This window comes from Pedobacter sp. AC190 (genome assembly GCF_979258025.1).
In genome coordinates this window covers 1,767,267-1,790,530 of record NZ_OZ409824.1, presented here as the reverse complement: position 1 = coordinate 1,790,530, position 23,264 = coordinate 1,767,267, and the positions used below count along the sequence as shown (strand labels likewise).

Annotated in this window: 28 protein-coding genes; 18 read left to right on the top strand and 10 right to left on the bottom strand. The window is 35.0% G+C overall.

Translation table 11 applies throughout. The features are described 5' to 3' along the window. Positions 1 to 79: 79 nt before the first annotated feature. Positions 80 to 439, bottom strand: coding sequence for a VOC family protein (locus ACZZZI_RS07850; RefSeq protein WP_463489101.1), 360 nt, complete (start codon positions 437 to 439; stop codon positions 80 to 82). Positions 440 to 799: 360 nt separating this feature from the next. Here ACZZZI_RS07850 and ACZZZI_RS07845 point away from each other — a divergent pair, with 360 nt between their 5' ends. Then, positions 800 to 1,372 (top strand): YceI family protein, encoded by a 573-nt coding sequence (locus ACZZZI_RS07845; RefSeq protein ID WP_316762646.1) that lies wholly within the window; start codon positions 800 to 802, stop codon positions 1,370 to 1,372. 528 nt (positions 1,373 to 1,900) lie between these two features. Here ACZZZI_RS07845 and ACZZZI_RS07840 read toward each other — a convergent pair. Further along, positions 1,901 to 2,665 (bottom strand): MBL fold metallo-hydrolase, encoded by a 765-nt coding sequence (locus tag ACZZZI_RS07840; protein WP_424060346.1) that lies wholly within the window; start codon positions 2,663 to 2,665, stop codon positions 1,901 to 1,903. Between the two features lie 125 nt (positions 2,666 to 2,790). Between ACZZZI_RS07840 and recJ the strand changes: the two genes are divergently transcribed. The 7 genes from recJ to ACZZZI_RS07805 all read left to right on the top strand — a co-directional run bounded on the left by recJ (position 2,791) and on the right by ACZZZI_RS07805 (position 8,720). Continuing rightward, positions 2,791 to 4,491, top strand: coding sequence for a single-stranded-DNA-specific exonuclease RecJ (recJ, locus tag ACZZZI_RS07835; RefSeq protein WP_463489100.1), 1,701 nt, complete (start codon positions 2,791 to 2,793; stop codon positions 4,489 to 4,491). A 70-nt stretch (positions 4,492 to 4,561) separates the two neighbouring features. Further along, a complete protein-coding gene (lptB, locus tag ACZZZI_RS07830; RefSeq protein WP_316762639.1) occupies positions 4,562 to 5,302 on the top strand; it encodes an LPS export ABC transporter ATP-binding protein in 741 nt (246 codons plus the stop codon). Between the two features lie 130 nt (positions 5,303 to 5,432). Then, the gene (locus ACZZZI_RS07825) at positions 5,433 to 6,950 is read left to right on the top strand and encodes a GH3 auxin-responsive promoter family protein (RefSeq protein ID WP_463489099.1); all 1,518 of its coding nucleotides are present in this window, start codon (positions 5,433 to 5,435) and stop codon (positions 6,948 to 6,950) included. Positions 6,951 to 6,996: 46 nt separating this feature from the next. Further along, the gene (locus ACZZZI_RS07820) at positions 6,997 to 7,428 is read left to right on the top strand and encodes a YkvA family protein (RefSeq protein ID WP_463489098.1); all 432 of its coding nucleotides are present in this window, start codon (positions 6,997 to 6,999) and stop codon (positions 7,426 to 7,428) included. After that, positions 7,421 to 7,732: a DUF2752 domain-containing protein gene (locus ACZZZI_RS07815; protein WP_344769898.1), complete on the top strand. Its 312-nt coding sequence runs from the start codon at positions 7,421 to 7,423 to the stop codon at positions 7,730 to 7,732. Before ACZZZI_RS07820 ends, ACZZZI_RS07815 begins: the two co-directional genes overlap by 8 nt. A 9-nt stretch (positions 7,733 to 7,741) precedes the next feature. Continuing rightward, the gene (locus tag ACZZZI_RS07810) at positions 7,742 to 8,215 is read left to right on the top strand and encodes a CCC motif membrane protein (protein WP_344769900.1); all 474 of its coding nucleotides are present in this window, start codon (positions 7,742 to 7,744) and stop codon (positions 8,213 to 8,215) included. 94 nt (positions 8,216 to 8,309) lie between these two features. Next, complete coding sequence (locus ACZZZI_RS07805) at positions 8,310 to 8,720, top strand: BrxA/BrxB family bacilliredoxin (RefSeq protein ID WP_316762628.1); 411 nt, start codon at positions 8,310 to 8,312, stop codon at positions 8,718 to 8,720. Positions 8,721 to 8,798: 78 nt separating this feature from the next. Here ACZZZI_RS07805 and cdaA read toward each other — a convergent pair whose 3' ends face one another. The 3 genes from cdaA to folP form a co-directional block, all read right to left on the bottom strand. Next, positions 8,799 to 9,590: a diadenylate cyclase CdaA gene (gene cdaA / locus ACZZZI_RS07800; RefSeq protein WP_316762625.1), complete on the bottom strand. Its 792-nt coding sequence runs from the start codon at positions 9,588 to 9,590 to the stop codon at positions 8,799 to 8,801. A gap of 135 nt (positions 9,591 to 9,725) precedes the next feature. Beyond that, a complete protein-coding gene (locus ACZZZI_RS07795) occupies positions 9,726 to 10,043 on the bottom strand; it encodes a four helix bundle protein (protein ID WP_463489097.1) in 318 nt (105 codons plus the stop codon). Between the two features lie 169 nt (positions 10,044 to 10,212). Beyond that, positions 10,213 to 11,064: a dihydropteroate synthase gene (gene folP / locus ACZZZI_RS07790; protein ID WP_463489096.1), complete on the bottom strand. Its 852-nt coding sequence runs from the start codon at positions 11,062 to 11,064 to the stop codon at positions 10,213 to 10,215. Positions 11,065 to 11,162: 98 nt separating this feature from the next. On the opposite strand from folP, the gene ACZZZI_RS07785 reads away from it, so the two are divergent. Genes ACZZZI_RS07785 through ACZZZI_RS07765 form a run of 5 tightly spaced genes read left to right on the top strand, consistent with a single transcriptional unit; the run spans position 11,163 to position 14,865 of the window. Then, positions 11,163 to 11,708, top strand: coding sequence for a DUF1599 domain-containing protein (locus ACZZZI_RS07785; RefSeq protein ID WP_463489095.1), 546 nt, complete (start codon positions 11,163 to 11,165; stop codon positions 11,706 to 11,708). Then, positions 11,708 to 12,859, top strand: coding sequence for a BT_3928 family protein (locus ACZZZI_RS07780; RefSeq protein ID WP_463489094.1), 1,152 nt, complete (start codon positions 11,708 to 11,710; stop codon positions 12,857 to 12,859). The genes ACZZZI_RS07785 and ACZZZI_RS07780 overlap by 1 nt, the downstream gene beginning before the upstream one ends. Then, positions 12,859 to 13,914 (top strand): ABC transporter permease, encoded by a 1,056-nt coding sequence (locus ACZZZI_RS07775; protein WP_463489093.1) that lies wholly within the window; start codon positions 12,859 to 12,861, stop codon positions 13,912 to 13,914. Before ACZZZI_RS07780 ends, ACZZZI_RS07775 begins: the two co-directional genes overlap by 1 nt. A 1-nt stretch (position 13,915) precedes the next feature. Next, the gene (locus ACZZZI_RS07770) at positions 13,916 to 14,359 is read left to right on the top strand and encodes a DinB family protein (RefSeq protein WP_463489092.1); all 444 of its coding nucleotides are present in this window, start codon (positions 13,916 to 13,918) and stop codon (positions 14,357 to 14,359) included. Further along, positions 14,356 to 14,865, top strand: a complete 510-nt coding sequence (locus ACZZZI_RS07765) for a shikimate kinase (protein ID WP_463489091.1) — start codon at positions 14,356 to 14,358, stop codon at positions 14,863 to 14,865. The genes ACZZZI_RS07770 and ACZZZI_RS07765 overlap by 4 nt, the downstream gene beginning before the upstream one ends. Here the strand turns inward: ACZZZI_RS07765 and ACZZZI_RS07760 are convergent. The 4 genes from ACZZZI_RS07760 to ACZZZI_RS07745 form a co-directional block, all read right to left on the bottom strand. Continuing rightward, positions 14,862 to 15,269 carry an acyl-CoA thioesterase gene (locus ACZZZI_RS07760; RefSeq protein ID WP_316762606.1) on the bottom strand — a complete coding sequence of 136 codons (408 nt, stop codon included), beginning with the start codon at positions 15,267 to 15,269 and terminating at the stop codon, positions 14,862 to 14,864. The two genes, ACZZZI_RS07765 and ACZZZI_RS07760, sit on opposite strands and share 4 nt — an antisense overlap. Before the next feature lie 55 nt (positions 15,270 to 15,324). After that, positions 15,325 to 16,797, bottom strand: a complete 1,473-nt coding sequence (crtD, locus tag ACZZZI_RS07755) for a 1-hydroxycarotenoid 3,4-desaturase CrtD (protein ID WP_463489090.1) — start codon at positions 16,795 to 16,797, stop codon at positions 15,325 to 15,327. 14 nt (positions 16,798 to 16,811) lie between these two features. Beyond that, a complete protein-coding gene (locus ACZZZI_RS07750) occupies positions 16,812 to 18,515 on the bottom strand; it encodes a M28 family peptidase (RefSeq protein ID WP_463489089.1) in 1,704 nt (567 codons plus the stop codon). A gap of 62 nt (positions 18,516 to 18,577) precedes the next feature. Continuing rightward, on the bottom strand, positions 18,578 to 19,036 hold the full coding sequence (locus tag ACZZZI_RS07745) for a DoxX family protein (protein ID WP_316762598.1): 459 nt from the start codon (positions 19,034 to 19,036) through the stop codon (positions 18,578 to 18,580). 474 nt (positions 19,037 to 19,510) lie between these two features. Here ACZZZI_RS07745 and ACZZZI_RS07740 point away from each other — a divergent pair, with 474 nt between their 5' ends. The 5 genes from ACZZZI_RS07740 to ACZZZI_RS07720 all read left to right on the top strand — a co-directional run bounded on the left by ACZZZI_RS07740 (position 19,511) and on the right by ACZZZI_RS07720 (position 22,422). Beyond that, positions 19,511 to 19,819, top strand: a complete 309-nt coding sequence (locus ACZZZI_RS07740) for a hypothetical protein (RefSeq protein ID WP_463489088.1) — start codon at positions 19,511 to 19,513, stop codon at positions 19,817 to 19,819. After that, positions 19,816 to 20,085 (top strand): hypothetical protein, encoded by a 270-nt coding sequence (locus ACZZZI_RS07735; protein ID WP_463489087.1) that lies wholly within the window; start codon positions 19,816 to 19,818, stop codon positions 20,083 to 20,085. Before ACZZZI_RS07740 ends, ACZZZI_RS07735 begins: the two co-directional genes overlap by 4 nt. 170 nt (positions 20,086 to 20,255) lie before the next feature. Further along, positions 20,256 to 20,366 carry a hypothetical protein gene (locus ACZZZI_RS07730; RefSeq protein ID WP_025145553.1) on the top strand — a complete coding sequence of 37 codons (111 nt, stop codon included), beginning with the start codon at positions 20,256 to 20,258 and terminating at the stop codon, positions 20,364 to 20,366. Between the two features lie 175 nt (positions 20,367 to 20,541). Next, entirely contained in the window at positions 20,542 to 21,954 is a 1,413-nt protein-coding gene (rlmD, locus tag ACZZZI_RS07725; protein WP_316762580.1) for a 23S rRNA (uracil(1939)-C(5))-methyltransferase RlmD, read from the top strand. Between the two features lie 63 nt (positions 21,955 to 22,017). Further along, positions 22,018 to 22,422 (top strand): hypothetical protein, encoded by a 405-nt coding sequence (locus tag ACZZZI_RS07720; protein ID WP_316762578.1) that lies wholly within the window; start codon positions 22,018 to 22,020, stop codon positions 22,420 to 22,422. 128 nt (positions 22,423 to 22,550) lie between these two features. Here ACZZZI_RS07720 and ACZZZI_RS07715 read toward each other — a convergent pair whose 3' ends face one another. Next, entirely contained in the window at positions 22,551 to 23,258 is a 708-nt protein-coding gene (locus ACZZZI_RS07715; protein ID WP_463489086.1) for a head GIN domain-containing protein, read from the bottom strand. Positions 23,259 to 23,264 lie beyond the last annotated feature (6 nt).

Here is a 23,264-nt window from a genome sequence, read left to right as displayed (position 1 = left end):
TAGACAGTGCTAATCGATTGTAGATTCTTCATTTGCATTCAGAATGACACATTTTGTAAACTGACAGAGCGTAATAAGTTTAACTAAACTGTCCAAAATGCCATAAATTCCCTGCAGGATCATGTAAAAAACATTCACTTCCCCAATCTTCATTTCGAATTGGTGTTACTTTAACGTTATATTTTGCGGTTAAATCTAAAGCTAAAAGTTCCTGATAAAAACGAGATACATCATCAACCTCCATAAAAATCATGGTATTATCTACCCAATCTTTAACGTAGGCATTTTGCAAGTAAAAAGCCACTGCTCCACTTTTAAAAACAGACATTTGATTGCCTAAGGTAGTTTCTTCGAAACCTAAATCGCGGTAAAAACTTCTAGATGTTTCGAAATCTTTAGCACCAATAAACGGACGGATTGATTTTGCGTTGTGATTCATTTCTTTGTTTTGAGAAAACTAATATAGCGAAATAACAATTAGGCGGTTTACAACCTTACCTAGTAGCAATAGTTTTTATTGTTTAAACGGGATTGAAGCGATATACTTTTAAGCTGTCATTCTGAGCGCAGTCGAAGGAAAAGCTAAAAGATATAGCGTAAAGCCCGACTAACGTTAATTTGTTTGCGGAATTTGCTTTTCAAATCATTTTTAAACGAACTCCGATTAAACCTCATCAATATTTTTTAGTCAATAGAATGATTTTAAATAAATCGACTATTTTTGAAAAACTTAACATAGGTCAATAACAGATTACCGAACGTTAATATATCTTTGTATCAAATTATAAAAAACCAGAAAATGAAATTAAAAATCTCTTCAATCTTTTTATTAGTTGCAGTTGTGTCTTTATCAGCTTTTACAACTATTAAACCAGTTACTTACACTGTAGATGCAGCAAAATCGACCATTACTTGGGTTGGTAAAAAAGTAACAGGTTCTCACAACGGAACAATCGCTTTACAATCAGGTACTTTAAATGTTGATGGTAAAAAAGTAACAGGTGGTACTTTCACTATCGATATGAACTCAATTAAAGATGCTGATGGTAGTGCTAAATTGGAAGGTCACTTAAAAGCTGATGATTTCTTCGGTACAGCTAAATTCCCAACGGCTACTTTCGTTATTACTAAAGTTGCTGGTACAACTGTAACAGGTAACTTAACTATTAAAGGTATTACTAAACCATTAAGTTTCCCTGCAACTGTAACTGTTAATGCTGATGGTACTGTATCTGCTTTAGCTGGTAAAATTGTTGTTGATAGAACTAAATACGACATTAAATATGGTTCAAAATCATTCTTTGATAGCATTGGTGACAAAGCAATTAACGATGAGTTTGAATTAGCTGTTAAATTGGTAGCTAAAAAATAATTTTCCAAGTCTCGGAAAAAGAAAAAGGTCTCGATGTAAATCGGGGCCTTTTTTTGCTAATTGATTTTTACCATCTAAGTTATATCAAAGATTTTAATAACAATTTTTATAAAATAAATAAACATGCTAAGCTGTCCTAAGATTTCTCCTATGGTGATTTAATCTGTTTCATCGGATGCAGATGCTTCGTGCCTCAGCATGACAGGCTTATTCAAGGTTGCTACAAACAAAAAGTATTTTCGCTGCTTTCGGGTTTATGTACTTACTGAGCGACTAGGAATAAAGACTTTCAAACTGCAGGATTTGGCTAAAGCCCTGGTTACTTCATTTATTATCCGTCAGTTGAAACTGACGGCAATGAAATCATATTCAATTGCACTTTTGCTTTAGCTCTTTTGAACTTTTATTTAAGCTTTAATCTTTCCGCTTTAGTCTTTCACCTTTAATCTTTAATCTTTCCGCTTTAATCTTTCACCTTTTATCTTTCAGCTTTAGTCTTTCCGCTTTTATCTTTCAACTCAATTCCCCTTATCTAATCTTAAACCCGCCTTCAATTTCATCTACAAAACCAGTCGCTTGTTCTTTGCTGTGGTAAAATAAACATTCCCAGTTTTCGGCAGCTGCTCTTTTACCAAACTCTTTGCGTAATTCCATCGCTTTGCGGCCATCGAAATCGTACTTAGCAATAAAGTTTTTAATCAATTCGCCAGGTTCAGGTAAAACATCTCCACCAAAAAATACCTTTTGATTGCCCTCTGATAGAAGAAAAACCTGATGGTTTGGACAATGTGCTCCTGTAAATTCAAAAGCAATGGTTTCATCTAAATTTCCATCGCCTTCTACAAATTTAAGTTGAGCGTTGCGTTGTATAAACTCGAAAATATCTGTGTGGTAAGATGAAGAAGTGCTGCTGAAAGCAGTTTCCCATTCACCACGATTAATTACATATTCAGCATCGGGGAAACTTAGTTCTGTTTTATCGCCAAGTTTATGAATCATTCCGCCAGAGTGGTCGTAATGTAAATGCGACATTAAAACTTTAGTAACATCAGTAGGGTCGAAACCTGCATTACGAATATTTTTATGCAGAATTAATTCGCCATGATCATCACTAAAACCTAATCCAGTATCAAAAAGAACTAAGTCATTTTTTAACTCAACTAAAAAAGGTTGAACGTTTATAAATAAAGATGCTGGTCTATCTTTAAAGCTATGAATAGCAGAATCGAAAGGAACAAATTTCTTTGATGCATCGACTGAATATGTGCCTTCGAATAGGGTGTGAACTTGCAAAATATGAAGATTTAATTTGTACAGCAAAGTTAACAATCTATTTGCTTATTCGTTTTCGTATGTGAGTCTAAATTATGTAACCGTATTTAATTAAAATGTATATTTACTGTTCGGAGATATAATAAATGGAAAAAAGATGGGTGCAATCGTCAAATTGTAATGATGATACCATAACAACAATAGCAGAACAACTCAATATAGATAAATCGCTTGCACAAATATTAGTACAAAGAAATATTTGTGATTTCGATTCGGCAAAAGACTTTTTTAGACCTGATTTAGACCATCTTCACAATCCTTTTTTAATGAAGGATATGGATTTAGCAATCGAAAGAATTGAAACAGCTTTAGCTACTCATGAAAAAATTCTGATTTATGGCGATTATGATGTCGATGGAACAACCTCTGTTGCATTAGCTTATAGTTTCTTTTCTCAGCTCACTAAAAATATCGAATACTATATTCCAGATAGATATTTGGAAGGATATGGCATTTCTAATGCTGGAATAGATTATGCAAATGAAAATGGTTTTTCGCTAATTATTGCGTTAGATTGTGGCATAAAATCTATCGATAAAATTGATTATGCAAATACATTTGGAATCGATTTCATTATTTGCGATCACCATTTACCTGGAGATGAGCTTCCTAAAGCTGTAGCTGTTCTCGATCCAAAACGTTTGGATTGCGAATACCCTTTCAAAGAACTGGCTGGCTGCGGAATTGGTTTTAAACTGGCTCAGGCTTATGCACAAAAGCATAATTTACCCAAAGAAACCTATTTGCAATATCTTGATTTAGTGATGGTAAGCATTGCTGCCGATATTGTGCCTGTAGTTGGCGAAAACAGAATTTTAGCTTATTATGGCATCAAAAAACTCAATACAAATCCATGCGAAGGTTTAAGAGCTTTAATGGAAGTTTCGGGTAAAACCGAAAACTACACAATTACCGATGTGGTTTTTACTTTAGGTCCACGGATTAATGCTGCAGGTAGAATAGATCATGCAAAACACGCCGTAGCTATGTTGCTTTGCCAGGTTGATGGCAATTCATCAGAACAAAGCGAGCTGATCAACTTAAAAAATACCGAACGCAAAACTTACGATCAGGATATAACCCGAGAGGCTTTGGCTTTGATAGGCGACAGCGAAGTTTTAATTAATAAAAAAACAACCGTGGTTTTTAATGAAAACTGGCATAAGGGTGTAATTGGAATCGTAGCATCACGCTTAACAGAAAAATATTATCGACCAACGATCGTTTTAACCAAGTCGAACGGACACGTGGCAGGCTCTTGTCGCTCGGTTGTTGGTTTCGATTTATACGAAGCTTTAAGCGGTTGTGCACATTTGCTCGATCAATATGGTGGACATAAATTTGCCGCAGGCTTAACCATGCAGGAAAGTAATGTTAATGCCTTCGCTGATAAATTTGAAGAAATTGTTTCCGCAAGTATTACAGATGAGTTATTAATCCCAATGATTCGGATTGATGCGGAAATAGATTTGGCTCAAATTGATGGTAAATTTTATCGTGTTTTGGCACAAATGGGCCCTTTCGGACCAGAAAACATGGCGCCTATTTTTGTAACACATAATGTTTACTTAGCTCAGCACGCAATGGTAGTTGGCGCAAATCATTTAAAAGTTAATATAAAACAACAAAATTCGAGTATTTTTGAAGGCATTGCTTTCGGACTAGCAGAATTTGAAAAACTTTTACAACCAAAAGTACCTTTCTCTGTTTGTTATACTATTGAAGAAAATGTGTGGCGTGATAAAAAACGTTTGCAATTAAATATTAAAGGAATAAAAGTTAATTAGTAAATCTACAAAAGATGTCATCCTGAGTTTATCGAAGAACTCAACAACGACATCAACTGTTAAGTTATATATGATATTAAGAGCCGAAAATCTGGTTAAAAAATATAAGCAGCGTACTGTTGTAAACGATGTTTCTTTTAATGTAAGCCAAGGTGAAATTGTTGGTTTATTAGGACCGAACGGTGCTGGTAAAACAACCTCATTTTATATGATTGTTGGTTTAATTAAGCCAAATGAAGGTCGCATATTTTTAGAAGAAGAAGACATTACCGAAGATGCAATGTATCGCCGTGCACAGAAAGGTATAGGTTATTTAGCTCAGGAAGCATCGGTTTTCAGAAAACTTACAGTAGAAGATAACATTCTTGCCATTTTGGAAATGAGTAATATGAGCAAGGAAGAACAACGGGATAAGCTGGAAGAATTAATTAACGAATTCAGTTTACACAAAGTTCGTAAAAACCGCGGCGATTTATTATCTGGAGGCGAGCGAAGACGTACAGAAATTGCCCGTGCTTTGGCTGCAAATCCTAATTTTATCCTTTTAGATGAGCCTTTTGCAGGTGTAGATCCAATTGCTGTTGAAGAAATTCAAAGTATTGTAGCGAAGCTTAAACATAAAAATATTGGTATTTTAATTACCGATCATAACGTGCAGGAAACCCTTTCGATTACCGATCGAGCATATTTACTTTTCGAAGGAAAAATTTTAGAGCAGGGCGTTCCTGAAGTGTTAGCCGAAAACGAAATGGTAAGAAAAGTTTACCTGGGTTCGAATTTTGTTTTGAAGCGTAAGAATTTTGATGTTTAATATTAACCACAAATAAGGATGTGCACTGATAATATGACTTCAAAAAAAGAGATGAAATTAATTATAACACAAATAAATCAATGTTTATCTGTGTTCATCAGTAGTAGAAATCAGAAGTTTAGGGGTTAATATGGCATTTGTAAATTCAATTTTTACCTGGCTAATGAAAAAGCGGATCCATCAGATCGAGCTTTTTATGAAATATCCTCACGATGTTCAGCAAGAGTGGTTTCATACTTTAATAGATAGTGCTGAAAATACCGAGTGGGGAAAAAAATACGATTACAAAACGATTCTAACCACTTATCAATATCAGGAACGGGTTCCGATTCAAAATTATGATACGTTAAAGCCATACATCGAGCGAATGCTGAATGGCGAGCAAAATATTTTATGGCCATCCGATATAAAGTGGTTTGCAAAATCATCGGGAACTACCAGTGATAGAAGTAAATTTATACCAGTTTCGGAAGAATCTTTAGAAGAATGCCACTTTAAGGGCGGCAAAGATATGCTTTCCATTTACTGTAATAATCGGCCAGATAACCAGATGTTTACTGGAAAGGGTTTGGTTTTGGGTGGGAGTCATCAGGTTAATCAACTAAATGAAGATTGTTTTTACGGTGATTTATCAGCGGTGCTGATTAAAAACCTGCCAATTTGGGCTGAGTTTTATCGCACTCCAGATATGTCTATCGCCCTGATGGATAATTACGAAATTAAGATCGATAGAATGGCTGAAGCTACCATTCAGGAAAATGTTACCAGTATTTCAGGTGTGCCAACATGGACAATTGTTTTAGCTAAAAAGGTTTTAGAACTCACAGGTAAGAAAAATCTGCTTGAAGTTTGGCCTAATTTGGAGCTTTACGTTCATGGTGCTGTAAATTTCGGACCATATCGCGAGCAGTTTAAGCAGTTAATTCCATCTGATGATATGTATTATCTGGAAACCTACAATGCATCAGAAGGTTTTTTTGGTATTCAGGATCAGGATAATTCAGAAGAAATGCTTTTAATGCTTGATTATGGTATTTTCTATGAATTTGTTCCGATGGAAAACATTGGGGATGAAAATCCAAAAGCATTGTTGTTGGGCGAGGTAGAGTTGCATAAAAACTATGCAATTGTGATATCTACCAATGGGGGATTATGGCGCTACATGATTGGCGATACGATTCAATTTACTTCGTTAGCACCGTACCGAATAAAGATAACTGGCCGAACCAAACATTTTATTAATGCGTTTGGCGAAGAAGTAATTATCGATAATGCCGAACAAGCTTTAACAAAAGCCTGCGGCGAAACAGGTGCAGAAATTAAAGATTATACGGCAGGACCGATTTACTTTAAGGATGAAAAAGCTGGTGGACACGAATGGATTATTGAGTTTGATAAACAACCCAACGACTTCGAGAAATTTATCGATGTGATGGATAAAACCTTACGCGAGGTTAATTCTGATTATGATGCAAAGCGATTTAAAGATATGGCTTTATGTCGTCCAAAAGTACATAATGCTCCTGCTAATACATTTTACAATTGGTTAAAAGCTAAAGATAAGTTAGGCGGGCAACACAAGGTTCCGCGTTTAGCCAACGAGCGGAAGTATGTAGACGATATTTTGGAAATGATAAAAGCGCAGTAGATTAAATATTTTATTCCCTATTTAATCGTTGATTAATAAAGCAATTATGAAATTGGACAGGCAGAAAATATTAGATTTCTTCAAAAAATCAGAAAGCAAAGCTTCGGTTATATTAAAAGATAAAGCCAAAGCTGGCGATACCATTAAAGAGGCGCTGGGTAAAGCCGTTACGAATAAAAGTGATTTGGAAGGAGTTTGGGCAAAAATGCTGTTGCTCTTTGCCGTTGCAAAAGATTATGTAAACGGAGATTATACCGAAATCCCTAAACGCTCCATCGTAGCCATTCTGGGCGGATTAATTTATTTCCTTTCGCCAATTGATGTTGTACCAGATTTTATACCTGTTTTAGGTTTTATTGATGATGTTTTTATATTAAATCTCGTTTATAAACAAGTTATTAAAGATCTGGAGCTGTATAAAATTTGGAAGGATAGTCAGCTAAAAATAGTCGGTACAATTGATGAATCTAATGCATAGCTTTTTAGATTGGTTAAGTCTACACCTGTTAAGTTGCCCATTTAAATCTCACTTCGGGATAGATTGCCCTGGCTGCGGCTTACAAAGATCAGTTTTAGCTTTGCTTAAAGGCAATTTTATCGATTCTTTTAAATTATATCCTGCAACAATACCATTAATTTTTATCGTGGTTTTTACTTTTATTCACCTTAAAGTTGATTTTAAATTTGGCGCTCAACTTATAAAAATCACCTTTGTAGCTATTGCGGTAATTATTCTAATCAATTACATTTACAAAATATACAACCATCAACTTATAAACTAAATTAACTTTATGTCAGAAGAACAAGGAAATCCGCAAGAAAATCAACCTGTTAATCCAGTAAATAATGATGTTCCTGCATTTGGCTCAGTATCTCAACCGCCATTAACTCCGCCACCTTTTCAGCAAAATCCCCAGTTTAATCAATTTGGCGGACCGCAAAATTTACCAAACTCAACTGTCGCTTTAATTTTAGGGATTTTATCAATTCCAGCTTGTTGCTGCTACGGGTTAGGCTTAATTTTTGGAATTATCGCTTGGGTTTTAAGTGCTGCGGATATTAAAAAGTATAATCTTAATCCTGCTAATTACTCAATATCCTCATATAAAAATACTAAAGCAGGTAAAGTTTGTGGCATAATTGGTTCAATCTTAAGTCTACTTTATATCATCTGCCTTGTTGCTATGCTAATTTTATTTGGTTGGGCTGCACTAAGAGATCCAGAAGTTATGAAAGAGCTATTGAGAGAGAAAGGGTTACAATAAATAAATTTACCTTAAAAATATAAATCGAATGGCTCATGCTGTTCGATTTTCTTATTTTTGTACCGTAGAAATTGTAAATAAAAAATTAAAGATAATGTATCCAGAATATTTAGTAGAACCAATGCGTAAGGAATTAACTAACGTTGGTTTTGAAGAATTAAAAAATGCACAAGAAGTAGATCAAGCCATTAAAGGCGAAGGAACTGTTTTAGTAGTCGTAAACTCGGTTTGTGGTTGTGCAGCAGCAAATGCTCGCCCGGCAGCAAGAGCAGCGGCAGCACACGAAAAACATCCTGATAAATTGGTTACTGTATTTGCAGGCATGGAAAGAGAAGCAGTAGATCAGGTAAGAAATTATATGATGCCTTTTCCTCCATCATCACCAGCAATGGCTTTATTTAAAGATGGTAAATTGGTACACATGATCGAGCGTCATCAGATTGAAGGCCGCCCTGCACAAATGATTGCCGATAACTTAATCGGTGCTTTTGAGCAATACTGCTAGTTTTTTGGCTTTTGGCTGGTTAGTTTTTTGGCTTTACAGGATTCTAACCAACCAACACCCAAACATTAAAAAAACTAATTAAAAATCTTTATTAAGCAGTTTCTCCAGTTCTCCAAAAGAAACATTCATTCTTACACGCCCTTGTTTGGCATAAGATATTTCTCCAGTTTCTTCCGAAATAATTACCGCTACAGCATCTGTAGTTTCAGAAACACCAATTCCAGCGCGGTGTCTTAGTCCAAATTGCGAGGGTAACTGATCGTTATCGGTTAGGGGTAAAATACAACTTGCGCTTTTAATTTTATTCTCAGAAATTACAACAGCACCATCATGCAGCGGACTGTTTTTCTGAAAAATACTTTCCAGTAAACGTTTTGAAATTTTAGCATCAACAACCTCGCAGCTATTGGCAAAAAATTGTTCATCGTAAAACTTAACAAATACAATTAATGCACCTGTTCGGGTTTTCTTCATCGTTTTACAAGCATCAATAATTGGCTTAATCCGTGTTAAGTTATTTCTTTCTATCTCTTTCCTGCCGAATAAATAACCCCACCAAGCTTTATTTTTTTGTAAAAAGGCATTTTTTCCGATTAGCAACAAGAACCTTCGAATCTCCGGATGGAAAATTACAATCAAAGCGATAATACCAACACTCATAAATTTATCTATGATGGTTGTTAGCAATTCCATATGTAATCCTTTTACTATCCAGTAGAAAACCGTGATAATAAACATGCCCACCAATAAATTTACGGCAAGCGTGTTACGAATTAACGTATAAACGTAATAGATTAATAATGCAACTAAAATAATGTCAACGGCATCCGTTACAGATAATTTAAGAAAATCGAAGTCGAAGCTTTTCATCAATGCCAAGATAGTTGTTTTTTGGGAAACTGTTTTAATTGATGTTAAATTGGTTGATTGTGGGAATTGTTTAGCTTTTATGTATTAATGTCTAATTTTTCAAAATCGATTTTCGTAATGCATTTAATTTATTAGTCAATTGGTCGAGCTTTTGTCTAAAAAGTATATAATCATCAGTCGATATATAACCCAAATCATGTGCCCAATTATATGATTAATTGTTTCCATTGCACTTGCATAAGACATTGAAACAAAATGGGCTTTATCTTTAGCTGTGATGCGGGCTGAGCCTTCGGCTAAACAACCTCCAATACTACTTGCTGATCTTTTAATTTGACTTGTTAAGCCAAAGATTTCATCTTTTGGGAAATTCTTGACCAGTAAGTAGATTTCTTTTCTGAAAACTCTGGCTATTTGCCAAGTCTCCAGTTTTTCAAATGAATAAATATGCATAATAATTTAATTAATCATTAATGCAATCCTAACAATAGGTAGATGTTTTGTTCTGCAGTTTTACAGTAGTAATTTATCAAATAACCAATTCAAACAAATAATAGTTAAGTTTTTCAGAAAATGGTAATTAACGATTTAAGCAAATAACCAATTTAAACAATTAACCCTTTTATCCCAGCATTTCCACTAGCTTCACACATTCAACAGCTTCTTTTACATCATGCACCCTTAAAATTTTTGCGCCTTTTTGGAGTGCAATGGTATTTAAAATTGTTGTGCCATTTAATGCTTCTGCAGCTGTATTTTTTAAAACTTTATAAATCATGCCTTTTCTCGAGAATCCTGCTAAAACAGGCAATTTGAAAATTTTAAATTCCTGCATTTGATTTAACAATTCGTAGTTGTGCTCAATCGTTTTTCCAAAACCGAAACCTGGGTCAATAATTACATCATGAACTTTTAGTTTTTTTAACATATCGATTTTCTTTACGAGATAATCAATAACGTCCAATAAAACATTATCGTAAACAGGATTTTGCTGCATGTTTTGCGGTGTACCTTGCATATGCATCATAATGTAGGGTACTTGAAGACGGGCAACGGTTTCGAACATTTTATCATCCATATCGCCTGAAGCAATATCATTAATAATGTGTGCTCCTGCAAAAATGGTTTCTTCTGCTACCTTTGCTCTAAAGGTGTCGATAGAAATTATCGCTTCTGGAATATTTTTGTTTATTGCCTCAATTACAGGAATAAGTCTGCTAAGTTCTTCATCTGTTGAGATATCTTTTGCACCTGGCCTTGAAGAATAGCCGCCAATATCAATAAAAGTTGCGCCATCATTTAAGAAAGTTTCCGTTTTTCTAAGTGCTTCATCAATCGAATTTGTTCGGCTATTGTTATAAAAAGAATCGGGCGTAATATTTAAGATGCCCATAACTTTAGGCTTACTTAAATCGAAGATTTTACCTTTAATATTTAGGCTTTGTTTTGGTTCAAAAAAGTTTTTTTCTGCCATATTAAACCCTTTCGGGATTTGGGTTTCGCTTTAAAAATGTATCTTTAGCTTTTGTTTTTCCACTACAAAAATACACTAAAACTAAATAATTATTGGCCTTGGCACAAACAAATACCTCTTCTGAATTCGATGCTGTGATTGCAGTTTGCAGATCACTATTTCTTAAAAAAACTAAAGATTATGGCACTGCATGGCGCATTTTAAGGCCAAGCTCTATCACCGATCAGATTTTTATTAAAGCGCAGCGCATTCGTACTTTAGAAGAAAAAAAAGTAAGTAAAGTAGGCGAGGGCATTATTCCAGAATATATTGGCATTATTAACTATTGTGTTATCGCCATGATGCAATTGGAGTTAACGGAAAATGATCCATTAGAAGTGCCGTTTGCAGAAGTACAATCTATATTCGATGGCAAAGTGCAGGAAACAAAGGATTTAATGTTTGCTAAAAACCACGATTATGGCGAAGCCTGGAGAGATATGCGAATCAGCTCTTTAACGGATTTAATTTTACAGAAAGTTTTTAGAGTTAAGCAAATAGAAGATAACGAAGGGCAAACACAAGTATCAGAAGGTGTAAATGCAAATTACCAGGATATGTTAAACTATTCGGTTTTTGCATTAATTAAACTAGGCGTAAAATAATGAAGAATATACTTTTAACCTTTTCCAGAATTTTTGTCGGGGTATTATTTATCTTTTCAGGATTAATAAAAGCCAATGATCCATTAGGATTTGGTTATAAGCTTCAGGAGTATTTTGATGTCTTTCATATTAGTTTTTTAAGTCCGATTGCTACGGGAATAGCGATTTTACTTTGCACTTTAGAAATTATTTTAGGCGCATTGCTCTTGCTGGGTTTCTGGGGTAAAAAAGTTTCCTGGGGATTGTTGATACTTATCATTTTCTTTACCCTTTTAACTTTTGTTTCTGCCTTTTTTAAAGTAGTAACCAGTTGTGGTTGTTTTGGCGATGCCATTCCACTTACGCCTTGGCAATCTTTCGGTAAGGATCTTGTATTATTGGTGCTGATCGTTTACGTATTCCTTAAAAAGGATTTTATTAAGCCTGCTGTCCAAAAGGCGAAATCGCAACGGAATATTGCAATTGTAGTTTCAGTTGTTTCGTTGCTTTTTGGTTTATACACCTATAATTTTTTACCCGTTATCGATTTTCTGCCTTACAAAGTCGGAGCGCATATACCTTCTTTAATGGTTATCCCGCCAGGAGAAAAACCCGATGAGTTTCAAATCATGTATCACCTTAAAAATAAAAAAACTAAGGCTGAAAAAGACATGAGTGATAAGGACTACCTTAAAACTGAAATCTGGAAAGATGATAACTGGGAAATTGTTGGCGAACCTTCGAAAACATTGGTTAAAAAAGGGTACGAGCCTAAAATTAAAGATTTGATTATTACCGATGCATCGGGAACTGATTATACAAAAGAGCTGATCGAAAACCCGTATTATAGTTTGGTTTTTGTGGCTTATAACTTAAACGATACGAATGAAAAAGCTATAGGCGATTTAAATGCCTTAGCACTAAATGCCACGCAGCAATTTAATATCAGAAGTGTTTTACTTACCTCCAATTCGGCTAGTGATGCAGAAAAATTCATCAAAAAATATAACCTTTTCTCTGAAGTTTTTTATGCAGATGCAGTTCCATTAAAAAGTATGGTAAGGGCTAATCCAGGTGTTTTGCTTTTAAAAAATGGAGTAGTTATAAGTAAGTGGCATTTTCATAATGTGCCAAGCTTCGAACAATTGGGCAGTAAATATTTTAGCAAATAATGTTAGGTTACGCGATTAAAAAACTCTTATACGGATTACTGGTTATGGCTGGGGTTGTATTGGTTGTTTTTGTATTGTTTAACATTTTGCCTGGCGACCCTGCAAGAATGACGATGGGGCAAAGAGCTGACGTGCAATCGCTGGAAGCCGTACGTAAAGAGTTTGGTTTAGATCGTTCGAAACCTATGCAATTTGTTTTGTACATCAACGATTTATCGCCAGTTAGTGTTTTAGACAATGATAGTTTGACACAAAAAAAATATCACTATGCAAAACTTATTAATTTCGATAAAAAGGCTTTGGTGATAAAATCGCCATATTTACGAAGTTCTTACCAAACGAAAAGAGATGTTACGGCTATTCTTTCCGAAACTGTTCCAAATACTTTTATTCTGGCCTTAACCGCAATGATTTTTGCAACGCTAATCGGCGTATTCTTAGGCGTGCTTTCCGCAGTTTATAAAGATTCCTGGATCGATAAATCGGCCAATGCATTTGCTATTTTAGGCATTTCGGCGCCATCATTTTTCGCAGGAATTATAATTGCCTGGCTTTTCGGCTTTGTATTAAGTAATTACACTGGATTAAAAATGAGTGGTAGCTTATACAGTTACGACCCTTTTAACGGAGAAATTTTAACATTAAGAAATCTTTGGTTACCCATGATAACTTTAGGTTTAAGGCCTTTGGCAATAATTGTTCAATTAACTAGAAGTGCTATGCTTGACGTTTTAGCTCAAGATTACATTCGCACAGCAAAAGCAAAAGGTTTGAGTAGAAATGCTATTATCTACAAACACGCCTTAAAAAACGCAATGAATCCTGTTATAACCGCTATTTCTGGTTGGTTTGCGTCGCTACTGGCTGGTTCATTTTTTGTTGAATATATATTTGGATATAACGGATTAGGACGAACTACAGTAACCGCCCTCGAAATGTCTGATTTCCCTGTCGTAATGGGTTCCATTTTATTTATTGCCTTTGTATTTGTGGTGATAAATATTTTGGTTGATATTCTTTACGCGTATGTTGATCCAAGAGTTAAATTGGTTTAAAATGATTGAAGAATTTATTGCCTATACAAAACTAGCCGACACAAAGGTGATGGATGTTTTTTCTTCCATTGATAAAAATCTACCTGACGCAGAAAGATTATTTAGCCACATTCTAAATGCACAGCATATCTGGGCCAACAGAATTGTTGGGTTAAAACCTGTATTTGAAGTTTGGCAGGAACATGATAAACATAATTTTCAAGCAATTTCTAAAGACAATTTTGCATTGATAGAATCTTGCCTGGATAATTTATCGCTCGAAACCTTAGTTTTGTATTATGATTCTCGTGGCAATGAACATAAAAATACGATAGGCACCATGTTTATGCAGATGTTAAATCATTCAACTTATCATCGCGGGCAAATTGTGTCGATGCTTAAAGCTGCTGGAATTGAACCACCAGCAACCGATTATATCTTGTTTAAACGTAATAACCTTTTATGATAATTTTTCTGATCGGCTACATGGGCTGTGGCAAAAGTACCAAAGCTAAACAACTTGCACATAGATTAGATTGCCCAGTAATTGATTTAGATGCAGAAATTGTTTCCAGAACAGGGAAAACAATTGCCGAATATTTCGAAGCTTTTGGTGAAAGCGGTTTCCGGGATTATGAAAGTGAAACGCTTAAAACACACAGCTATCCTGAACATTGTGTTGTAGCAACTGGTGGTGGATTACCTTGTTTTTTCGATAATATGGATTGGATGAATCAAAATGGCATGACCGTTTACCTCGAAATGGAGCCTGCTCAATTGGTATCTAGGTTGCAGAATCGACATAAACGACCTTTAATAAAGGATTTAGATGATGAGCAACTATTAGACTTTATAAATGTAAAACTTGCTGAGCGCAATCCTTTTTACACCCAGGCAAAAGTAATTGTTAATGCTTTCGATTTGGATGCAGAAAAATTAGAAGAAGCAATTAAAGAGAAAACAAATAGCTAAGCATTGCCCTCGTCTTCCTGCGCAAATTGTTCTTCAATATATTTTATTTTCGTTTTGCCATGTGGTGTTGGCTCGCCGTAATCGTTAATGTTTACGAAAACAATTTTATCGATTGTTAAAATACTTTTACGGGTAATTTTGTTTCTTACCTCGCAGCACATCGTAATCGAAGTGGTACCAAAATTTGTTGCTGTGATACCCATTTCAATAATGTCGCCTAACTTGCCTGAGCTAACAAAGTTAATTTCCGACATATATTTGGTTACTACCTTTGGGTTTTCAAGTTGAACAATAGCGTAAATTGCTGCTTCTTCGTCAATCCATTTTAAAAGACTTCCGCCAAATAATCCTCCGTTAGGATTTAAGTCTTCGGGTTTTATCCATTTGCGTGTGTGAAAATTCATAAAGTGATTTTTTATTGAAAGACATTTCAGATGCCTTGCAAGCAAATATATCCTTTTAGGCTTTGGGAAACTTCAGATTATCGTCAATAATTTTAGCAGATAATAAAGCCAAAGGAATTCCGCCTCCTGGATGCACACTTCCACCGCAGAAGTATAAATTTTCTATTTTTGAACTGAAGTTAGAATGCCTTAAAAATGCTGCAAACTGGTTGTTAGAGCTGTTGCCATATAGTGATCCTTGATAAGAGCCCGTTTGTTGCTCAATGCTTCTTGGGTCGAGAATTTGCTCGCAAATAATATCTTCAGCTATGTTTTTCTTTAATAACCTGCTTAGCTTTTGAATGATATTTTGTCTTGCTTTAGCGATAAGTTCGTCCCAGTTTTGATCATTATTTGCAGGAACATTTATCATTACAAACCAGTTTTCGCAATTAACTGGCGCATCGTTTTTAATATATTTCGATGTGATGTTCAGGTAAATTGTCGGATCGGTATGAATTTTTCGATCATGCCATATTGCATCGAATTCTGCCTTGTAATTTTCTGCAAAAAAAATGTTGTGTAACCCCAATTCTGGATATTCGTTTTTTATACCCCAATAAAAAATTAGGGCAGAACTGCTTCTTTGCTGAGCAAGCAATTTTTCAGGTGCTTCAAATTTTGGGAGTAGGTTTTTGTAAGTAAACCAGATATCTAAATTCGAAACAACTAAATCAGCTTCAATGGTCGAGTTTTTAATTCTTATGCCTTTTACAACATCTGCCGAATAGATGATCTCTTCGACTCTGGAATCAAATTGAAATTTTACGCCCAAATCTTTGGCAAGCTTTACTAAAGACGTGATGATACTATACATCCCTTTATCAGGAATGAACGCACCAAAATGATATTCAAAATGCGGAATTACATTTAAAGTTGCAGGCGCCTGATACGGATTGGAGCCATTATAAGTAGCATAGCGATTGAAAAGCTGAACAATTCGCTCGTCTTTAAAAAAGCTTTGATTTGCCTTATTTTGATCTCTAAAAGCATCGATTTGACCAAATCGGAGTGCCGATTTTAGCGTGTCCCAATGTAAATAACTTTTGAGTTTGTGTAAAGTTCTTTCTAAAAAAACCTTATGTGTTATCTCATATATGGTTTCACTTTTAGAAAGGTATTTATGAACTTCCCTTGCCGATGAATTGGTTTTTTGCTCAATTTCTTTGGCAAATTCATTTATATCGGCTGATGCAGTTAAGTTTAAGCCATCTTCATAGAAATACTTACAAATTTCTTCCAGTTTCTCATATCGAAAGTAATCCCAAGGATTTTTACCCGCAAGCGTAAAAAGTTCATCTACGTATTGAGGCATGGTAAATAAGCTCGGTCCAGCATCAAAACGAAAACCATCGATATTAATTTCAGTAAGTTTTCCGCCAGGATAAGAATTTGATTCGAAAACCATTACTGCATAACCTTTTACCGCCAATCTTATTGCAGTTGCAATTCCTGCAATTCCCGAACCTATAATTACTGCTTTTGGCATTTAATGCAATTGAACTACTTTAACTCTTCTAAATAAGTTTTTGTTTGTTTTTCAATTTCGCCAGTAGCAACTTTTATAGCTGAACCCACTCTTGTTGTTTCGGGTTTAACTGGCATTTTATTAATCGTAGCCAAAGCATCAATATACCATTTACTCCAAACCTCTATAATGTGTTTTTCATCAGTCGCAGATTTTCCGTCTGCAATTGCTTTTTTACTGAGGTCAAATTCAGTTTTAAGTCGAACCAAAGCGTCAGCTTTAACTTGCGAAACCGTTGCGGTTGCTGTGCTTTCATCGGCAGAAATTAAAGTATAAGCAGCGGTTAAAGCGCTTATACCAACGTTCTTCATTTCCGTTGGCGATACTTTATCTAATCGATCATTATCTGTATGATAAAAAACATCTGTAAAGTGCCACATTAACAAGCCTGGAATTTTATTTTGCAGAAAAGGCGTGTGATCGCTTCCACCTTCAAAAGGATTATAGTTAACCGTCCAGTTTGCGAATTTCCCTTGAGCTTTACAGATATCGAAAATAAAATCGTTGAAATAATGCGGGAAAAGGTCTTTCTCCGTCACATCTCCAGCACCCCATTCCGTGTGTTTATCCGTTCCTCGTGTCCAGATTGCAGATGGGTCTGGCATTTTTTCAATTAAGAAAGAACCACCCGTTTTTTGCGTGTCTTCGCCAACCATATCTAAACTCATTCCCCATAAAATACCTTTTGCACGAGTGGTATCTTCTGTAATGTATCTTTTGGTCGATACAATTTCATCGCCCCATAAAAAGGTTAAGCTGCGCTTTGGACTAATCTTTTTTGCCTTGTAAAGCTCAGCCGTTAATCTGGCCATTTCTGCAAGCGTACCTACACCGCTGGCATTATCATTGGCGCCAGGTTCCTGAACGTGGGCACTGAATACGAAGCGTTCATCAGGTTTTTCACTGCCTTTTAAATTGGCTACAATGGTTAATTCCTCAGCCTGATAGATTTTAGTTTCAATATTAACCTTCAGTTTTGTAGAACCCTTTAAACAAGCTGCTTTTAGCTTTTCCTTAGCGCCGTAAGATAACAACAGGGTCCATACATCACTATTAGCAGCCATTCTTCCAAACTGAATTGAAGTTTGATGAATTTCTGGTTTAGTATAGGCAGGCATAGAATAACCTAAAACGCCAACAGCACCAGCTTTCGCTGCCATAGCCAATAATCGGGCTGGATTTGTTTCTGAAAAAAGAATTTTACCTTTTAAATCCATTTTATCGATTTCGGCTTGAACAACTTTGGCAATGTAAACCACCTCTGCCGTAACGCCTTCTGCTGGTGTAGATTGGCAGTTAATCGGAATCATGTTGCGATTGGTTTTGAAAGAAATCAAAGGCTGTTGTTCTCCAACGATATCGATATTTGCGTTAACAGGTTCCCAGGTTTTGTTTTTCATCGCTCGTTTTTCGATGCGATAAGTTAACGGTGCTTCAAACTCATTTTGTTTTTGCGCTACAAAACCTGCTTTTTTTAAAATATCTTCTACATGATGAATACTTGCATCAAAACCCGTGTTGCCAGGCAAGCGAAAATACTTCTCTACAAAGGCCGTGATTTGAAACGCATTCTGTTCTTTAAATGCAGGGCGGGTTAATTTGAAATTTGCCTCTGGCGAGTTTTGCGCATAACTCGAAAATCCCGCTAAAAGCAGGCCTAAAAATATCTTAGTTTTCATGAAAATCAGCTATAAAGGCTGAAAGATACTAAGAATAGTTTTTAATTAGGCTAAGCTTTTTGTTAATCGTAACGCTTGCCTTTTTTGTTTTTTAAACCTTCATCAACAGATAATGGTCCTGAGCCAACAACCCAAAACAGAATTAGCATAAATAACACTATAACCGATAACCAAAGCTCAGAATTTAGCATCGAAAATCCTCTGGTAAGGTTTACAAAAAATACCGCAAACAGTAGTATTGGAATTTGAATAACCACTGCAAAACGTGTTACCAAACCAAGCGTTATTAAAATGCCGCCTACTAAATGAGCAAACGCAACGATATGTATCGCTACACTGATTAATACGCCCGAGAAGCCAAAAACATTGTTCTCTGTAATTAGATTTTGAAGTGTTGTAGTGTCGCTGATAAAAGAAACGCCCCTTCCAAAAATAATCAAGCCTAATATAATTCTGAGAAAATCAAGCCATTTTGTTTGATGAACATCGCCCCAATGTTCAATTTTACGGATTACGTTCATGATGAACCTCCTTTTTAGGTGAAATGATGTATTAAGTTACGGATTTAATAAACGTAATCCAATAAAAATCAGTTTATTGTGACGTTTTGATTGTCAGTATTTTTGTCGTGTTCAAAACGAAAATATGGTCGTTTCTTGTTCGTTAAACCCCAGCAAGATAAATGTGATTTTTCTTTCAGCGAAGCGCCTCTTTTTTGAGACTGTTATCGAAATTTAGTTCCTTTTAAATTTAAAATAATATATTCGATTTTTATAAAGACTAAAGTAGTAAAATAAGGCCTCCCTACCATAATTATGCATCGTGTCACTTTACGGAATCACTATCTTTTAATAAAGCAAAACTTATTATCTATTGTATTATATCTTGTAATAATTACCATTGCATTGTTAGCACAGTTTAAAGGTTCTGAATTGTTTATAATATTCATGACACTTGGTTTCTCTCCAGTCACAATTCTTCACTACACTTACTATATGCAAGCTAAAGATATGCAGATAGAATTTACCACTGATGGCATGAAGGTTTTTCAAGGAGAAGCTTTGCAGATTATAAAAGATGAAGATATTGTGCGAATTGATCTTTATATGTCGGTGTCGATGTATGAAACAGGCTACGCTTCAGGTAGGCTTCTTTCAGAGGAATACTACTATGCAATAATTGTAACAAACTCTGGAGAAATTATAATCAACAACTTACTTTATCCTGATCTTCTGAATATTGACAGGTATTTGAATCTCAGTAAATTTAAGTATCATACAAAACTATTCGCATTTTTGCCATGAAAATTAAATTAATATTGCTCTTTACATTTCTTTACTTTTTCCTCATTATGGTTATTTACGCTGGATGGGCGGATACTAAAAATAGTGATGGAGCTGTTGCCAAAATTTTCAGTGGACTTACAACATTTTTTTCCTATCCTTTGATTGTTTTAAGAGATTCTTTGGGAGTAAAATTAAATCCATACTTATTGACAATTAATTACATTATTGTTTCCCTAATTTTAGCAGTCATCACAGAGAAAATTAGAAAAAAATATGGCAAGTAATTTATAACAATTTGAATAAATAGCTCATTCTTTTCATATCCCAAAAGATATAGATCTTAATTAAACCTTAATTCTATCATTCATGTAATTTTAACTTAAATTTAATTTGAACCGTTTGGGTTTTTGGTCTGAATTTTGTATTATTGCTTAAATAGATTAAGTTTTTTATCATGAGCAAAGAAATATTAGAGTTTTCTGTACAGGTAGATGAAAAATTTGACTTAAAATTTAACTGGTTAGATGGCTTTTGGGGCGCGGCATTTAAGTTTTTTGGCAAATAATCATTCATAGCTAAAAATTACCAAATCAAACGCTACTGTTTGAGCGGGTTTTTATTGCCTTTTATTTTCAGATTACATTCGTATTTCACATTTTTCTACTGTACTTATTTGTATTCATTCTTACCTTAGCTTTCCACTTTAGTCTTTCAGGTTTTACCCTTATCTTTGCGGCATAATGAGTAGAAGAAAACCAGGTACGGTAACTATAATTCCGAACGTACAAATAATTGATATCGCCGAAGAAGGAAAGGGTGTAGGTAAAGCCGATGAATTGGTAATTTTTGTGGATAAAGCCGTTCCAGGAGATGTGGTTGATGTTCGCTTAACCAAAAAGAAAAAGAATTTTGCTGAAGCCATTATCGAACAGCTACATGAGAAATCAGCTTTGCGTACTGATCCGTTTTGTCCTCATTTTGGTACTTGTGGAGGTTGCAAATGGCAACACATGGGTTACGATTCTCAATTAAAATTTAAACAAAAAAATGTTGAGGCCGCTTTACAGCGCCTTGGAAAAATAGATACTTCGTTTGCCGAGCCGATTTTAGGTTCGGAAAAAAACAGATATTACCGCAATAAATTAGAGTTTACGTTTTCGAATAAACGTTGGTTGGATAGAACCGATATAGAACGCGACGAAGATTTCGATATGAATGCACTTGGCTTTCACGTTCCATTGCGTTTTGATAAAATTTTGGATATAGAACACTGCTATTTACAAGACGAGCCTTCTAATCAAATTAGAAATTCCGTTCGTAAATATGCACTCGAAAATTCGCTTTCATTTTATGATTTAAGAAACCATGAGGGGGTTTTGCGCAACCTGATTATTCGTACTTCATCAACTGGAGAGGTAATGGTTGCAGTCGTATTTGCATATCCAGAGCAAGAACAAGTTGATGGTTTAATGAATTTCCTGAAAACCGAATTTCCCCAAATCACATCTTTATTGTACATTATTAATCAAAAGAAAAATGATACAATCTTTGATCAGGATGTTGTTACCTTTTCAGGTCGCGATCATATTTTTGAAGAGATGGATGGTATTCGATTTAAAATTGGCGTGAAATCTTTCTATCAAACCAATTCTGAACAAGCTTTCGAATTGTATAAAATTACAAGAGAATTTGCTGGCTTTAAAGGCGATGAACTGGTTTATGATTTATATACGGGTGCAGGAACCATTGCAAACTTTATAGCTAAAGATGTTAAACAGGTTGTAGGGGTAGAATATGTACCAACTGCAATTGAAGACGCAAAATTTAACTCAGCATTAAATGGAATTAATAATACCATTTTTTATGCTGGCGATATGAAAGACATTTTAACAGGTGAGTTTATTACAGAACACGGCAAACCTGATGTTGTAATTACCGACCCGCCAAGAGCAGGTATGCATGCCGATGTTGTGCAACGTTTATTAGAAATGGAAGCCGAAAAAATTGTTTATGTAAGTTGTAATGCAGCTACACAAGCAAGAGATTTAGAGTTATTAAAGGATAAATACGATGTTGTTCGTATTAAACCCGTTGACATGTTTCCACATACACAACATGTAGAAAATGTAGTATTGTTAAGGTTGAAGGCATAAGGTATGATTGCCTTAAATTAATTGTCAAAACCTTATCCCTTAAACCATATACTTTTACTATAAATGGATAGAGAAGAATTATTAAACGCAACGCCAGAAGATAGCGGAGCACCGAAAAAACAAGAGAGCCCTTTAGTTAGTTTAGAAAAAGATTTAGAATTTTATTCAGATACAATTAAAGAAGTAGCAATAGAAATTATGGTTGAGGGAATTTCAGCTCATCCAATTTTTATAGCGCATCAACACCAGGTAAGCATTGGCGAACTTATTCTGAATAGGGAAGAGCTGAATACCGATTGGTCTATTCAAGCATCAACATTAGAAGAGTTTGTAGAAAAAGGAATTATTAATAAAGAGAAAAAAGAGCCGTTTTTAAAGGTTTACAAAAAGCCAGAGAACTTTATGTGTGTTTTTGTAATCGTACCAGAAGGAGCGAATTTTATTTATTATCCTTATAAAAAAGCTTAGAAAAGAGAACGACCGTAGGTTTCAGAAATGATTGGCAGTATAACCTTTTAACCTGTCGTCACCTTCAAAAAAAAGCGCTGTCTTGCCCAGGCAAAACAGCGCTAATAAAATGATTTAAACTAAACTTACTAATTTACTTTAGTAACATCGCCACTTTTAGATGATGATGTTTTCTTTAATGAAGCATTTCCTTTATAATGTACATCGCTTCCGCCTGAAGCACCTGCCTCTAAACCTTTTGTTACGTTTATATTTGCATCAGAACCTCCAGATGCAGTTACTTTTGCATAATCGACAACGAAATCATAAGCATCAACATCGCTACCACCACTAGTTTGTAATACCATATTTTCTGCTTTTCCTGTTAATTTAACATCACTGCCGCCACTAGTTTGTAATTGTAAATCTTTACAGATTAAGTTAAGTTTAACATCGCTGCCACCAGAAGAACGTAAAGCAAATTTATCTGCCCTAACCTGATTCTGACTGTAAACATCGCTTCCACCTGAAGCCGTTAACGCCGACAATATTTTAAAGTTTAAATAAGCTTTAATTGTCTGGTTTTTAAACATGCTACCCCAGTTTATGCCTTCCTTCATTTTAATCGTTAGATTTCCTCCACTTGACTCAACAACAACGTTTTTTAATAGATCGGAACTTGCTTTAATGTTTAAACTTTCGCTATTGCCTTGCGTTAGGTATAAATCAATGCCGCTACTTACGGTTACACTGTTGATGTTTTTTATCTCAACAGTTTTAGTGTCCTGTGCTTTCGTTATATAACTGCTTACAACGATAAATAATAAGGTAGCGGATGTTTTTAAGATGTTTTTCATAATATG

What these genes read in the sequence shown, in the direction of transcription:
- ACZZZI_RS07850 (WP_463489101.1), bottom strand. Translation starts at nt 439, where the DNA reads ATGAATCACAACGCAAAATCAATCCGTCCGTTTATTGGTGCTAAAGAT.
- ACZZZI_RS07845 (WP_316762646.1), top strand. Translation starts at nt 800, where the DNA reads ATGAAATTAAAAATCTCTTCAATCTTTTTATTAGTTGCAGTTGTGTCT.
- recJ (WP_463489100.1), top strand. Translation starts at nt 2,791, where the DNA reads ATGGAAAAAAGATGGGTGCAATCGTCAAATTGTAATGATGATACCATA.
- lptB (WP_316762639.1), top strand. Translation starts at nt 4,562, where the DNA reads ATGATATTAAGAGCCGAAAATCTGGTTAAAAAATATAAGCAGCGTACT.
- ACZZZI_RS07825 (WP_463489099.1), top strand. Translation starts at nt 5,433, where the DNA reads ATGGCATTTGTAAATTCAATTTTTACCTGGCTAATGAAAAAGCGGATC.
- ACZZZI_RS07820 (WP_463489098.1), top strand. Translation starts at nt 6,997, where the DNA reads ATGAAATTGGACAGGCAGAAAATATTAGATTTCTTCAAAAAATCAGAA.
- ACZZZI_RS07815 (WP_344769898.1), top strand. Translation starts at nt 7,421, where the DNA reads ATGCATAGCTTTTTAGATTGGTTAAGTCTACACCTGTTAAGTTGCCCA.
- ACZZZI_RS07810 (WP_344769900.1), top strand. Translation starts at nt 7,742, where the DNA reads ATGTCAGAAGAACAAGGAAATCCGCAAGAAAATCAACCTGTTAATCCA.
- ACZZZI_RS07805 (WP_316762628.1), top strand. Translation starts at nt 8,310, where the DNA reads ATGTATCCAGAATATTTAGTAGAACCAATGCGTAAGGAATTAACTAAC.
- cdaA (WP_316762625.1), bottom strand. Translation starts at nt 9,590, where the DNA reads ATGAAAAGCTTCGACTTCGATTTTCTTAAATTATCTGTAACGGATGCC.
- ACZZZI_RS07795 (WP_463489097.1), bottom strand. Translation starts at nt 10,043, where the DNA reads ATGCATATTTATTCATTTGAAAAACTGGAGACTTGGCAAATAGCCAGA.
- folP (WP_463489096.1), bottom strand. Translation starts at nt 11,064, where the DNA reads ATGGCAGAAAAAAACTTTTTTGAACCAAAACAAAGCCTAAATATTAAA.
- ACZZZI_RS07780 (WP_463489094.1), top strand. Translation starts at nt 11,708, where the DNA reads ATGAAGAATATACTTTTAACCTTTTCCAGAATTTTTGTCGGGGTATTA.
- ACZZZI_RS07775 (WP_463489093.1), top strand. Translation starts at nt 12,859, where the DNA reads ATGTTAGGTTACGCGATTAAAAAACTCTTATACGGATTACTGGTTATG.
- ACZZZI_RS07770 (WP_463489092.1), top strand. Translation starts at nt 13,916, where the DNA reads ATGATTGAAGAATTTATTGCCTATACAAAACTAGCCGACACAAAGGTG.
- ACZZZI_RS07765 (WP_463489091.1), top strand. Translation starts at nt 14,356, where the DNA reads ATGATAATTTTTCTGATCGGCTACATGGGCTGTGGCAAAAGTACCAAA.
- ACZZZI_RS07760 (WP_316762606.1), bottom strand. Translation starts at nt 15,269, where the DNA reads ATGAATTTTCACACACGCAAATGGATAAAACCCGAAGACTTAAATCCT.
- crtD (WP_463489090.1), bottom strand. Translation starts at nt 16,797, where the DNA reads ATGCCAAAAGCAGTAATTATAGGTTCGGGAATTGCAGGAATTGCAACT.
- ACZZZI_RS07750 (WP_463489089.1), bottom strand. Translation starts at nt 18,515, where the DNA reads ATGAAAACTAAGATATTTTTAGGCCTGCTTTTAGCGGGATTTTCGAGT.
- ACZZZI_RS07745 (WP_316762598.1), bottom strand. Translation starts at nt 19,036, where the DNA reads ATGAACGTAATCCGTAAAATTGAACATTGGGGCGATGTTCATCAAACA.
- ACZZZI_RS07740 (WP_463489088.1), top strand. Translation starts at nt 19,511, where the DNA reads ATGCAAGCTAAAGATATGCAGATAGAATTTACCACTGATGGCATGAAG.
- ACZZZI_RS07735 (WP_463489087.1), top strand. Translation starts at nt 19,816, where the DNA reads ATGAAAATTAAATTAATATTGCTCTTTACATTTCTTTACTTTTTCCTC.
- ACZZZI_RS07730 (WP_025145553.1), top strand. Translation starts at nt 20,256, where the DNA reads ATGAGCAAAGAAATATTAGAGTTTTCTGTACAGGTAGATGAAAAATTT.
- rlmD (WP_316762580.1), top strand. Translation starts at nt 20,542, where the DNA reads ATGAGTAGAAGAAAACCAGGTACGGTAACTATAATTCCGAACGTACAA.
- ACZZZI_RS07720 (WP_316762578.1), top strand. Translation starts at nt 22,018, where the DNA reads ATGGATAGAGAAGAATTATTAAACGCAACGCCAGAAGATAGCGGAGCA.
- ACZZZI_RS07715 (WP_463489086.1), bottom strand. Translation starts at nt 23,258, where the DNA reads ATGAAAAACATCTTAAAAACATCCGCTACCTTATTATTTATCGTTGTA.